This is a genomic window from Arenibacter palladensis, from assembly GCF_900129275.1.
Lineage (GTDB): Bacteria > Bacteroidota > Bacteroidia > Flavobacteriales > Flavobacteriaceae > Arenibacter > Arenibacter palladensis.
On the sequence record NZ_FQUX01000003.1, the window covers coordinates 104626 to 117019 of the forward strand.

Annotated in this window: 13 protein-coding genes; all 13 read left to right on the forward strand. The window is 33.5% G+C overall.

The genetic code is table 11. From position 1 onward, the window contains the following. Positions 1 to 116: 116 nt before the first annotated feature. Positions 117 to 875, forward strand: coding sequence for a putative phage abortive infection protein (locus BUA60_RS10480; protein ID WP_072861738.1), 759 nt, complete (start codon positions 117 to 119; stop codon positions 873 to 875). A gap of 127 nt (positions 876 to 1002) precedes the next feature. Further along, positions 1003 to 1701, forward strand: coding sequence for a hypothetical protein (locus BUA60_RS10485; protein WP_072861739.1), 699 nt, complete (start codon positions 1003 to 1005; stop codon positions 1699 to 1701). Positions 1702 to 1941: 240 nt separating this feature from the next. After that, positions 1942 to 2793 carry a helix-turn-helix transcriptional regulator gene (locus BUA60_RS10490; RefSeq protein WP_072861740.1) on the forward strand — a complete coding sequence of 284 codons (852 nt, stop codon included), beginning with the start codon at positions 1942 to 1944 and terminating at the stop codon, positions 2791 to 2793. 68 nt (positions 2794 to 2861) lie between these two features. Then, entirely contained in the window at positions 2862 to 3584 is a 723-nt protein-coding gene (locus BUA60_RS10495) for a metallophosphoesterase family protein (RefSeq protein ID WP_072861741.1), read from the forward strand. Beyond that, a complete protein-coding gene (locus tag BUA60_RS10500; RefSeq protein WP_084532562.1) occupies positions 3574 to 3795 on the forward strand; it encodes a DUF7220 family protein in 222 nt (73 codons plus the stop codon). Before BUA60_RS10495 ends, BUA60_RS10500 begins: the two co-directional genes overlap by 11 nt. A 160-nt stretch (positions 3796 to 3955) precedes the next feature. After that, on the forward strand, positions 3956 to 4375 hold the full coding sequence (locus tag BUA60_RS10505; protein WP_072861743.1) for a DUF3592 domain-containing protein: 420 nt from the start codon (positions 3956 to 3958) through the stop codon (positions 4373 to 4375). Between the two features lie 490 nt (positions 4376 to 4865). Continuing rightward, on the forward strand, positions 4866 to 6215 hold the full coding sequence (locus tag BUA60_RS10510; RefSeq protein WP_072861744.1) for an amidohydrolase family protein: 1350 nt from the start codon (positions 4866 to 4868) through the stop codon (positions 6213 to 6215). Between the two features lie 294 nt (positions 6216 to 6509). Continuing rightward, positions 6510 to 7295: a CPBP family intramembrane glutamic endopeptidase gene (locus BUA60_RS10515; protein WP_072861745.1), complete on the forward strand. Its 786-nt coding sequence runs from the start codon at positions 6510 to 6512 to the stop codon at positions 7293 to 7295. A gap of 598 nt (positions 7296 to 7893) precedes the next feature. Further along, the gene (locus tag BUA60_RS10525) at positions 7894 to 8349 is read left to right on the forward strand and encodes a GNAT family N-acetyltransferase (protein WP_072862057.1); all 456 of its coding nucleotides are present in this window, start codon (positions 7894 to 7896) and stop codon (positions 8347 to 8349) included. Between the two features lie 17 nt (positions 8350 to 8366). Continuing rightward, entirely contained in the window at positions 8367 to 8801 is a 435-nt protein-coding gene (locus BUA60_RS10530; protein WP_178346990.1) for a nuclear transport factor 2 family protein, read from the forward strand. A 222-nt stretch (positions 8802 to 9023) separates the two neighbouring features. Beyond that, entirely contained in the window at positions 9024 to 9452 is a 429-nt protein-coding gene (locus BUA60_RS10535; protein ID WP_143153172.1) for a copper resistance protein NlpE, read from the forward strand. 219 nt (positions 9453 to 9671) lie between these two features. Further along, entirely contained in the window at positions 9672 to 11054 is a 1383-nt protein-coding gene (locus BUA60_RS10540; protein ID WP_072861749.1) for a sulfatase family protein, read from the forward strand. A gap of 386 nt (positions 11055 to 11440) precedes the next feature. Beyond that, complete coding sequence (locus BUA60_RS10545) at positions 11441 to 12391, forward strand: SDR family oxidoreductase (protein WP_072861750.1); 951 nt, start codon at positions 11441 to 11443, stop codon at positions 12389 to 12391. Positions 12392 to 12394 lie beyond the last annotated feature (3 nt).

Consider the following 12394-nt stretch of genomic DNA (forward strand, 5'->3'; position numbering starts at 1 on the left):
TACAATAGCGGTTGGTGTAATTATTATTCATATTTTTTTTACTTTTTAAAGCGTTTAATGGTAATGAATTAAATTCCACCAATGCGAGCGAATTTGGGAGCTTCATTGGTGGATATATGGGAACTCTTTTTGCTCTAGTAAGTGTTATTTTTCTATATACAACTTTGAGAGACCAAAGGAGAACTTCCGAAATTGAGAAATTTGAAACACGCTTTTTTGAACTAATTAGACTTCATAGGGATAATGTTCAAGAAATAACTCTAAAAACACAAAACGGGAAAAAAATTTTCGTGTTATTTATTCGAGAGTTTAGGGAAATAATGAAAATTGTCAAAGACGTTTTTAAAAATGACAAGCTAGAAAAAAAACAAATTATTGAAATTTCATATTTGGCATTTTTTTACGGTATTGGACCAAATTCTACAAGGATATTAAAAAATTCACTTTCCAATTATGATAAAACAAAAGTGAAAAAATTGACTGATGAACTACAATCACAAAAACAAGAAGTAAAAAAAGAACGAAAATTTAATTACGTGCCTTTTGAAGGACACCAATCAAGATTAGGTCATTATTATCGCCATTTGTTTCAATCGATTGCCTATTGTCACAATAAAAAAATTGACATTGATAAATACGAGTATATTAAATTAATTAGAGCTCAACTCTCAAATCACGAACAGGCTCTTTTATTTTTAAATTCAATTTCTAAACTCGGAAAACCGTGGAAAGATGAAAACTTAATTAAAACATATCGTCTGATTAAAAATATCCCAGAAGATTTTTTTGACCCTAAAAAGGAAATCGATATTAAGGAATTATATCCTGAAATGATATTCGAATATGAAGAAAATACTGTTGCCAACAATGTATAAAAATAATAGCGGTTTAATCGCTAAAACGAAAGAAAGTAAATATAAAAAAGGTCTGTGTTTATCTGAAAAGCTAGTGAGTGCAAATCCGCTACTATTCTTATACTAGACCGTTGTGAGCAAGCTAAATATGAAAAGAGTTTTAATAATATCGATTTGTTCCATAGTATGGTTTTGTTCTTGCAAACAAAAAAGTACATCGAAAACAGAAAAAGTAGCCATTCAATCGGAAATAAAAACCATTGCCCATAGTAATAAGGGACAACCATCACGGAATCATGATTTTGAAAAATACATCTACGCGGATACTACATACACCCTCGTTAATGGAAAAAGGATTACCATACAAAACAGTTTCCCAAAGGGAGGAATGATTGAACCGAATGGATTACAATATTCTAACTCAGCTGGAAAATTACATGGGTTTGCAGCCTTTTGGACTCGAATAATAAATGAAACTGATATCCCTTTAGAGCTAAACATAAATGTTCCCGCTGATTCATTTCCAATTTTCACTCCACCTGACTCATACTTGAAGTTATTTTTGCCTAAAGAAAAATTCTCGGTTAATAAACTTTCAAAATTTAACTATGGCTTAACTGAAATAAAGTCATATTTAGACGCAAATTTTGATAATGCCAGCATTTTACAAAAAACCATTAATCCTAATGAGGAGTATATTTTTTATGTAATAACATTATCTTATGAAGCAGCTGGAACCCCAAGGGCTGGACTTATCTTGAAAGAACAAGACCTATACTATAAAATGAGTATAGCGCCTCATGGTTCTGGAATTATTCCATTAGGTACGATTACACTAAAAAAATAAAAAGCCAGCTCACAACAACGGCTATAAAACATAGCTAAATCAGGCTTTCCGAAAGGTTTGTGTGTGTTTGCGAAAACCGCCAAATTTACAATTTGACGATTTAAATGAAAGAAAGTTAAAGCGAAAATTGTAAATTTCGCTAAGTGATAATCCGAAATGTCAGCGTCAATTTGCACGCTACGTTTCATAGCCCAACCGTTGTAACCAATTAACTGACTCAAACGATAATGCTTTTTTCATATGATTCAACTTGAAGAAATAACCTCTATTCCCACCTTTTCTAATCAATTGGAAAATAAGTTATTGTACTCTAATCATTCTGATGACATTTCAATATCCTATCAATCTACTTATACAATAAAGTATGTTATTGATGGTGTAAAACATTATAACTATAATAATCAAGATATAGAAGTTTCAAAAAGTCAATATTTAATTTTAAATAATGATAGTCTAATTACCACCGAAGCAAAAAAAGGAACAAAAGGTTTATCATTATTCTTATCGCCAAAATTGATTAATGAAATATCTCATTTTTACTCAAGAAGTAATTCTACAATTAAATTTCTTGAAATTATTCAAAGAAATTCAAACCAAAAAATCAACAACTTACTTCATGAATTAGTATACTTATATGAGAACAACCTAATTGATTTGAAACAACAAATAGATGATTTATTTATTACGATTTCTGAACTAATTGTTCAAGAGCAAGTTTCTATTGATAATAACTTTATGAACCTAAAAGTAATTAAACACGACACAAAAAGAGAGTTATATAAATCAATAATAGAGGCTAAAGAGTATTTAAATGATAATTTTAAAGAAAAAATCTCACTTGATATAATAAGTAGAGATGTTGGAATTAGTAAATATTATTTACACAGACTTTTTAGAGAAATTAATGGAAATACCCCTCTTGAATATTTAAAAAATATTCGTTTGGAAAAAGCGAAAAACAAACTTCAGTATTCAAAGGATTCTATTTTTGAAATTGCTATTAAATGTGGTTTTGATAATACAGCTTACTTTTCTAATGTATTTAAAAAACACGTTGGATTATCACCAACACAATTCAGGAAAGCTTTATAAAATCAGCAAGATTTTATAACTCTTCATAAAAAAACGCCATTACTTTTGATTTTAGAAAACTAAGCTAAATGGTGAAAAAAATAGCGCACATTACTGATTTACATCTTGATGAAGAATTTCCTTTTGAGGACAAAATATCTGCAAGAAAACGATTTGATAAAATCTTAGCAAGTGTTAAAGATAATGGGATTAATCATATTGTATGCACAGGTGACATCGGAGAAAATAAAGGTATCCTATATTTCTTTGACCAGCTTAAAAAAATGGACTTATCAATTGCTTTAGGAAACCATGATAATTTTACAAAAATTTCCAAGCATTATAATCTAGGAGCTGATTATAATTCAAAAAAAATCTATAGAAGTGAGCTCAAAAATCATTTCAAGTTTATCTATTTAGATTCTTCTTCAGGCATTATAGATATTAAACAACTCGAGTGGTTAAAAAAAGAACTTATATTATCTCATCCTATTATCATTTTTATCCATCATCCGATTATTGGACTTAATTTAAAAGTAGATGAAATAGGTAAGTTGAAAAACAGAGAAGACCTCATCAAGGTATTAGAGGAAGTACCAAACGAAATTGCTATTCATTGTGGTCACTATCATATGGAGAGTACTTTAGTGTATAAAAACATTACACAATACATTACGCCAGCAGTTGCTTTTCAGATTGAAAAAAACATTTCTGAAATAAAAATAAATACTGCTATTTCTGGTTACAGAATTATTCTACTTGAAAATAACGAACTCTCTTCAGAAGTTAAAATCATAAATAATGCAAACTAAAAAACAATCTTTCGTTGAAAGCTTGGCGAATGTGACAGTTGGTTTTTTAGTCACTATAATTTCATTACATATAATATTTCCGGTTCTGGGAATAGAAAACCATTCTGGTAAAAATACCTTAATTACAATTTATTTAACGGTTTTGAGTATCTTGAGAAACTATCTTTTAAGAAGATACTTTAATAAGAAACAAAGCTTTAATGAAAAATAACTGGTTACAACAACGTATAAAAATAATTGCTCAATTTTGGGCTTAACCAAAGCTCGTTGCAAGTTTACTACGTCTGATTTTCCTGCGGAAAATCCTCGCACGTAAACCCGCTACTTTTCATATACAAGACCGTTGGCTGCAAGTACTCCAAAACAATATAATGGACGATCATATCATACCGATTTTAATGTTTGACATCCCAGGTCTAATTCTTCTAATTGGAGGTATAAATGGACTAATTAAAAATTCAATAATTAAGAAAAACGGGATTAAAACGATTGCCACAATTATTGACCGAAAATTATATGCCGAAAAAGATTTAGAATATGGGGATAGAACATCAACTTATCCAGTAGTACAATTCCGTGATACAAATGGAAATACGATAATCCAAGAATTAGACCAAGGAGATGGAAGTTATATGGTCGGACAAAGGTTAAGCATAATATATTTAAAACGAAATCGCGAATACGAAATCGTAACTAACTCCAAACTATTCTTAGTTAGATTCCCTCTAAGAATGCTAATAATTGGACTAATTATATTATCCGTAATCGGTTATTTTATCGCAATAAATTAGATACATTTTTAGCAGCAAAATTCAGAGCAATTTTCTGTAAACTGACTTACTCAGAAGTAACTGTTGTGCAGATAGACTTTTGAGCTAGTCTGGGCAAATAGATTTTACTCGAACCGACTAAAATGGTGAACGGAATCGAAATGTGCTTACTCAAACCTGTCGTACCGGCAGCTAACAATACCTAAACGTAATGCGAATTTTAGGGCTAAATCGAAAGGTCTGTGTATATTTATGAAGTCGCTAAATCTTATGGATTTAGCTTTGGACAAAAAAATAAACTAAACCCGCCCGAACGCCCGCCTGAATAACAAAGTCGGGCAGGTAGCCGTTCGGTACGGGCGGGCAATAAGCTTTAGCTTCGTGTATAGACCACGCCTTTGGCGTGGCAGGCGGAAACGGGCCAGCGCGCCAACTCGCCCGCTGCTAACGCAGACGGCGTACCTCCGCACGAAGCTTAGCCGAGCCGTTGGTAGTCATTTAAACCAATATTATGAAATATATCTATTTACTTATTTTCATCTATATAGTTGGTTGCACAGAAAGTCCTAGTAAAAAATACGACTTTGTAATTTCAAATGTTCATTTGATAGATGGAACCGGAAATGCGCTAAAATCAAATGTAAACGTATATATAAAAGATGGAAGGATTGCCTTAATGGACAAAACAGAAGTAAGTAAGAAAGAAACTATTATTGATGGAACGGACAAGTATTTGATGCCTGGGTTATTTGATTGCCATGCTCATACCGGTACTTTTCAAATAGATTTTCCAAAATTCATTCACTTTGGTGTTACTTCAATTTTTGTTCCCGGAGGAAGTACGTGTACTAATGAATATTATAAAGAAATGCGAGAAATTGGTAAACAAGATTCTATACCGGCACCAAGAGTTTTTCACACAAGCCAACATTTTATAATGGAAGGGAGTCATCCTGTACGTACCTATGCATCGAGCAATTGGGAAGATGGGAAAACAGTGTTTTATTTGAATGATACGCTGCAAATCGAATCATTGGTGAAGGAGGTTTCTCAATATGACATCCAAGGTATAAAACTAACTATTGAAGATGGTCCTATGCCCCCTCCCATACCTCGAATGCCACAAGAATTTATTAATAAAGTTGTAAAAGAAGCAGAGAAAAATAATACCAAAGTTTTTGTACACATTAGTGATAATATAGAATTGCGCATGGCACTGGAGGCAGGAATAAATAACTTCATCCATTTTACCGGAGTGAATCTGGATTTTCAAAACGACAGAGAAATGATAGAAGATATTTATCAATCTGACGTTTCGTGGGTCACTACTTTAATGATCGATAAAAGTTTCATCTACCCACTTCACCCTGAATGGGTCAGTCAAACGGAAATTATAAATATTTATAGTGCTGAGGAGAGATTCAGCAACTTAACTAGTGAATCAGAAATAGAAAAAGCTAAAAAATATCTTAGTTTTTTTGAGACCGACTATGGTCTAAAAGATCCAACATTAGAAAGTATTATGTCTTTCCAGGTTGAGGACATTAAAACTCTTTTTGAAAACGGAGTTAATATGGTCTTGGGTACAGATGCCGGAAATACTTATAATTTTCATGGGCATAGCTTACACGAAGAAATGCAACTATTGGAATTGGGTGGAATGAAGCCCATGGATATCATTAAAATGGGCACTTATAATGCTGCAAAAATGATGGATACTCTTGATGAATTAGGCACGATTGAGCAGGGAAAAATTGCCGATATGGTTTTATTGGATAAAAATCCTCTTGAATCAATTAAAAACACTTTATCAATAAACACGGTTTTCAAAAATGGAATTATTCAACAAAGAATTGAGTAATATAAACGACTACCAACAACGTATATAATTAATTGCTTGATGCGAGCCCACTTACGAAAATCCTTCCACGCCCAAAAGCGTGGCGGGACGGATTTTCTATTCGGTTTGTACTTGCAGAATTTGTTGCCTATCTACGCAACTAATCTTATACAAACACGTTGAGTGTAATTTCCGTTCAGATGTAACATTTATCCTTTTGAAGAGTCTTCATGTATAGGCATTGAACTAAATGAATTAAAAATTTGGAAGATTACTAATGCCAAACACTACCCACAAAACAAATTATGTTCAACTATGAAAAATTTGAATCCAAATGGAAAAAGGGAAATCATTATATTCTCGGTAATTGTTATAGCCTTGAGTTCGATAATATGTTTTATCTCTTATAAATTAGATGATCCAAATGTCTCAATATTAACTGTTTTCACACCATCAATAGTTGCACTGATTTTTATTGCCATCACCAATGGGAAGAAAGGTCTCTATGAATTGTTCGTTAAACAGACGGTGAAGAAAACAGGCTTAAAATGGCTTCTTATTTCCATGGTTGGAATTCCGGTCCTTGCATCTTTAGCCATGCTTACTTCCTTGGACTTCGATATCTCCAGATTTGATTTAAGAACTACTCAACTGCTGCCACAGATTGTTGTTATTGTATTAATTGCAGTAGGTGAGGAATATGGTTGGAGAGGGTTTTTACTTCCCAGATTGATGGATAAATTTAATCTGTTATATTCAAGTATAATACTTGGTTTGATATGGGGAATCTGGCATTTTCCAGCATATCTGATTGGAACAGGGGTCCCATTGCAAATGGACTTTACAGTGTTTTTATTATGGGTTATTCTGGGAACACTTTTTATAAGTTGGATTTATTACTATACCAAAAGTGTGCTGACATCCATAATCGTACATATTAGTGCTAATGCCGCCTTTAATTATCTACTAATTTTGCCGGAATTTACTGGAAGTATGAATACATTCTGGTTGTTTATTCTATTCTTATCTGTTCTGATGATTATGATCTTCTACACTAAGAGAACAGATTTATTAAATAAGGATAACAATAAATATAATTGAGTGGAACGTTTAATAAAAACCTTATAAAGAATGGTTAAAAAGCTCGAATTAAAAATCCCAAAAAATACCGGTCAAAATTAAAAACCACACACAATATCGGCTATACAAAATAGGGCGGTAAGTGCTATATCCATTGGTCTGGTCGTGTATGCTGACACCGCCAAATCTTTTGGATTTGGCAATGAAAAAAGGAAAATAATTACAAAACAAAAAGCTTTGGCTAAGGGCTAGACGGAAAGGTCTGTGCCTATCACCCGCCCTACTTGCCATAGCCGCAACGTCAGATCACATAAAACCGTAGGATAAGAGTACTTTTACCAAGAGGGACGCTTAACGGAAGAAATCAACGCAACATATCAATAGCTACCTGCCTACCGGCAGGCAGGTATGTAATTTATTCATGTCATGGCCATTGTTTAATGTATTCATGTGTTCGCTGCGGTCGGTAGGACCACCACATATTATTCCCAATACCGTCGAAAACCAAAAAAGGTTTTCACTATATTTCCATAAAATTGCACACCAACGCTACAACCCGCCAACTGCTATCGTAGATGTCGTACATAGCGCTGCGTTGGCATTAATTAAGAAAACTGAAATGAAAATTAGAGAAGCTCATAGAAATGAATATACCATTTCAACTGACAAGGATAAATTAGATATTTTGAGCATTCACAAATTCCTTGCAAACGAAACTGATTGGGCTAACGGAATTCCAATCAATACTTTGAAAACATCAATTGAAAACTCTTTGAATTTTGGGCTTTATTACGAAAACAAGCAAATTGGCTTTGCTAGAATAATTTCAGACTATTCAACTATTGCTTATTTAGGAGATGTTTATGTTTTAAAGGAATATAGAGGAAAGGGATTAAGTAAATGGCTGATAAATGAAATAATGGAACATCCAAATCTTCAAGGATTAAGACGCTGGATTTTATTAACTGATACAGCTGAATGGCTTTATAAAAAGTTTGGGTTTACTGGAATACCTAATCCTGAATTTTATATGGAGAAACATAACCCGAATGTATATAACGGAATAAAAAACTAATGCCAACAAAGTATCCTATGAAACAATTGTCAATTTTACTTCTGACCCAGATTCTACTATTTAGTTCTTGTCAAGAAGAAAAAACTAATAATCCTGATCAATTAAAGTCCGTTTTAATTGGATATTTTAACGGAATTGAAACAATGGATTTTAAAAAAATGCGAGATTTGACAACTGACGACTTTATTATATATGAAGATGGAGTAGTTTTTAACAATGATAGTATTTTCAAAATGATGAAGAGTTTTCCAAAATATACAGCTGAATATAAATTTGAAAATCTGAAAATTAACGTGGATAGCAATTCCGGTAATATCAATTATTTTAATCACGCAAAATTTGTCTTTAATGACACAACTACAGTCAAATTTGACTGGTTAGAAAGTGCTACTTTTAAAAAGATTGACGGAAAATGGAAAATGGACTTTTTACATTCAACAGTAAGAAAGTAAAAAAATACTGCACACAACACTATGTATAATTCATTGCTAGTACTCGCTTACTTACGAAAATCCTCCCATGCCCAAAAGTGTGGCGGGATGGATTTTCTACCAGCCTACCGGCTGGCAGGTTCGGTTTTTATTTGCAAACTTTAGTGCTTATACACCTGCTTGAGGCAGACAGGCGCAACAAACGATAGCCAAAACCGTTCTAATGCATTTAAAAACAAGCTTATGAAAGTAATGACTTCAATTTTGCTGCTAATGTCCAGTTTTACTTTGGTCTCCCAAGCGGATATCTTGGTGGGCGAGTATTTTCTTAGCACTGGAGATAAAGAAAAACACCTCATTGAATATACACTAACTTTAAATCAAAATGGAACCTTTCATTTTCATTCGTATCGCAATCATAAACGGGGGATTCCTAGGGAAGAACATAAATACGGACAAGGAAATTGGAGCCTAGACGGAAAAATTGTTTGTTTTTCTACAGATAAGAAAACAGATTTTGATGAAAAATTCACATTAGACTTCAGTAATTCCAGAGCCCGATTTATAGCTAAACCTTTACGCGATAAAACCAACCGATTAATTGAAACTAAACTCCAATTTTTTGAATCAGAGATCCCCTGGATAAAGAGACTAGGAATACCTAAAAAATAAAAAGGCAATACAACAACAGCTATAATTCATTTTGGCTACACCTACCTTCAATTATTTATTCTATTTTTAGAACGAAAACTAGGTTAAATGCTATCAAAAGCAGCTTCGTGTTGCCCTCATTAATTTCTTCCACTAACCGTGGAAGTCTGGTCGCTGGGAACTAAACGAAACCATAGCTAAACCGATGGCCAGCTGTTCAAATGAAAATAAATCTTTACAATGAAAAAACATAAATTAAGCATAATTATTCTTCTATTCATTAGCTGCAAAATATTTGGACAGACAAAGCAACCTAATTTTCTCATTATCCTTGGAGATGACATTAATGCTAGGGATATTGGATGTTATGGAGCTGAAAACAAGAATACTACACCAAATATTGACAAATTAGCTAGTGAGGGTGTTTTATTTAAAAATATGTTCGTGTCAGAAGCTATATGTGCTCCAACAAGAGCTGAATTATTTACTGGTTTAACTCCTAATAATAATGGATGTAATGTAAATCATGCTGCTACAAAAGAAGGCACACTTAGTATTGTTCAACATTTAAATAAACTTGGTTATCGTGTTGGACTAACAGGAAAAATGCATTTTAGGCCTGAATCTGTTTATCCTTTTGAAATTATTGAAGGATTTACTAAAAACGCCAATTATAGTGGGACACCTCCTGAGGACTGGGATGGAGTGAGTGAGTTTATAAACCGTGATAAAAATCAACCTTTTTGTTTGATTATTTGTTCAGTACATGCCCATGCTCCTTGGAATGCAGGAGACAGTTCTTTATGGGATCCAAACACCATTGTACTTCCAAAACATTTGGTAGACACCAAAGAAACTCGTGAGTATTTTACAGAATACCTAGCTGAAATAAAACTTTTTGATGAACAAGTAGGGAACGCCAGAAATCTTCTTAAAAAAAACAATCTAGATTCTAATACCGCACTTATAGTCCTAGATGAAAATGGTGCTGGTATGCCTGGTGGAAAATGGACTACTTATGATATTGGAGTTAGATCTGCTTGCATTATGAAATGGCCAAAACCTTATAACAATAAATTTGTAACTAATGCCATAACGCAGTACTGTGATATTTTACCAACACTAATTGAAGCAGCAGGTGGTGAAGTCCCTTCTAACCTAGATGGGAAAAGTTTACTACCACTACTAAAAGAAAATAATACAAAACACAGAGAATATGCCTATTTCTTATATAACAATACTAAGGAAGGTCCAGATTACAAAATGAGGGCGGTAACCGATGGAAAATTTAAATTAATTTGGAATAAATCAGAAAACAACCTTTATGCTATTAGAGTTATAAACGGCTTTGATTTTGGTTATGTTGATAAAATGGAAGACCGTCATGTACGTAAAATGTATCTTTCGTGGCTTGCCAAAGCAGGATATGATGAAGACGCAAGCAAAATTGTTCAACGTTATAGAAAACATCCTGATTTTGAACTGTATAATCTTAATGATGACCCTGAAGAAATGGTTAACCTTATAGATAGGCAAGAATTTAATGCTAAAGTAAACGAACTTAAAAATGCCCTTATGGCGCATATGAAGAATCAAGAAGACAGTTTTTATACCATTAATTAAAAATCAAACAAAACCTACTCGCCAACACTGGATATAGGTAATGCGGCTTGGGTTCTAAATCCAAAGTTTTGTGAATATTTACCTAGTCGCTGATTCCTTTTTGATTTTGCTTTTTGACATAAAATAAAACTAAACCCGCCCCAACGCCCGCCTGAATAATAAAGTCGGGCAGGTAGCCTTTCGGTACGGGTGGGCAATTAGCTTTAGCTTAGTGGTTGACCGAAAATATTGCCGATTTTCAACCCCGTACTAAGCTTAGCCAAAACCATTGTTTGTAATTAAAACCAACCAAAAAGTATACGACATACGAAAATCTGTATAAGGAGTCCAGTCTATTTCCACCCGACCTTTGTCTTATTCTATTAAACATTAGAAAATAGGCAAAAATGAAAACAAATCAATTTGGAAAAAAAGGGTGGACACCCGATAGAATAAAAGATTTAAAGGGTAAAACTTTTGTTATAACCGGGACCACCAGCGGTACTGGTTTTGAAGCGACCCGCATTCTACTATCTAAAGGTGCTAAAGTGGTAATGCTAAACCGTAACCCTGCAAAAGCACAAGCTACCATCGCAGCTTTAAAACAAGAACTTGGTAATAACATAGATGTAAATGCTATTACAATGGATTTGGCAGAGCAAGCTTCTGTGAAAAAAGCCGCAAAGGAAGTTCTAGTATCTGTTTCACAAATAGATGCACTACTTTGTAATGCTGCAATTGCTCAAACTCCAAAACGTGGTTTAACAATAGAAGGATGGGAAATGCAAATGGGGGTAAATTACTTCGGTCATTTTACCCTGCAAAGCTTATTGTTTCCACTGATTGAAAAATCCAAAGGACGAATTGTAACGGTAGGAAGTCTGGGATATGATATGGGAATTAAAACCATCAAATTTGAAGATCTGAATTGGGAAAAGGATTACACACCTAATAATGCTTACAGCCAAAGTAAACTAGCACAGATTATGTCGATGTATGAACTACAGGACAGATTGAAAGAAGCTGGGAAAACAGATGTCAAAGCATATTCTTGTCATCCAGGTTCTTCAAGAACCTCATTAATATCTACCAATGGAAGCCTTATGATGAAAATGATTTTTGGCATTATGAAATTAACGCCCTTAACTCAACCTGCCGAGAATGGAGCTTATCCTCAGTTGATGTGTGCCACAGAACCAAACCTTGATGAAAAAGGTTTTTATGGCCCCACAGGCAGGAATCATTGGACAGGTCCAGTGGGAGCACACAAAATAGAGCCACATGCTAAAGATAAAACGGTTGCTAAAAGACTATGGGAGCTTTCCGAAAAGGAAACAGGTATAAAATGGAATATCTAAATT

Excerpts from the sequence above, each read along its gene's own strand:
- BUA60_RS10515 (WP_072861745.1), top strand. The coding sequence starts at position 6,510 with ATGAAAAATTTGAATCCAAATGGAAAAAGGGAAATCATTATATTCTCG.
- BUA60_RS10485 (WP_072861739.1), top strand. The coding sequence starts at position 1,003 with ATGAAAAGAGTTTTAATAATATCGATTTGTTCCATAGTATGGTTTTGT.
- BUA60_RS10490 (WP_072861740.1), top strand. The coding sequence starts at position 1,942 with ATGATTCAACTTGAAGAAATAACCTCTATTCCCACCTTTTCTAATCAA.
- BUA60_RS10505 (WP_072861743.1), top strand. The coding sequence starts at position 3,956 with ATGGACGATCATATCATACCGATTTTAATGTTTGACATCCCAGGTCTA.
- BUA60_RS10525 (WP_072862057.1), top strand. The coding sequence starts at position 7,894 with ATGAAAATTAGAGAAGCTCATAGAAATGAATATACCATTTCAACTGAC.
- BUA60_RS10545 (WP_072861750.1), top strand. The coding sequence starts at position 11,441 with ATGAAAACAAATCAATTTGGAAAAAAAGGGTGGACACCCGATAGAATA.
- BUA60_RS10500 (WP_084532562.1), top strand. The coding sequence starts at position 3,574 with ATGCAAACTAAAAAACAATCTTTCGTTGAAAGCTTGGCGAATGTGACA.
- BUA60_RS10530 (WP_178346990.1), top strand. The coding sequence starts at position 8,367 with ATGAAACAATTGTCAATTTTACTTCTGACCCAGATTCTACTATTTAGT.
- BUA60_RS10535 (WP_143153172.1), top strand. The coding sequence starts at position 9,024 with ATGAAAGTAATGACTTCAATTTTGCTGCTAATGTCCAGTTTTACTTTG.
- BUA60_RS10480 (WP_072861738.1), top strand. The coding sequence starts at position 117 with ATGGGAACTCTTTTTGCTCTAGTAAGTGTTATTTTTCTATATACAACT.
- BUA60_RS10540 (WP_072861749.1), top strand. The coding sequence starts at position 9,672 with ATGAAAAAACATAAATTAAGCATAATTATTCTTCTATTCATTAGCTGC.
- BUA60_RS10495 (WP_072861741.1), top strand. The coding sequence starts at position 2,862 with ATGGTGAAAAAAATAGCGCACATTACTGATTTACATCTTGATGAAGAA.
- BUA60_RS10510 (WP_072861744.1), top strand. The coding sequence starts at position 4,866 with ATGAAATATATCTATTTACTTATTTTCATCTATATAGTTGGTTGCACA.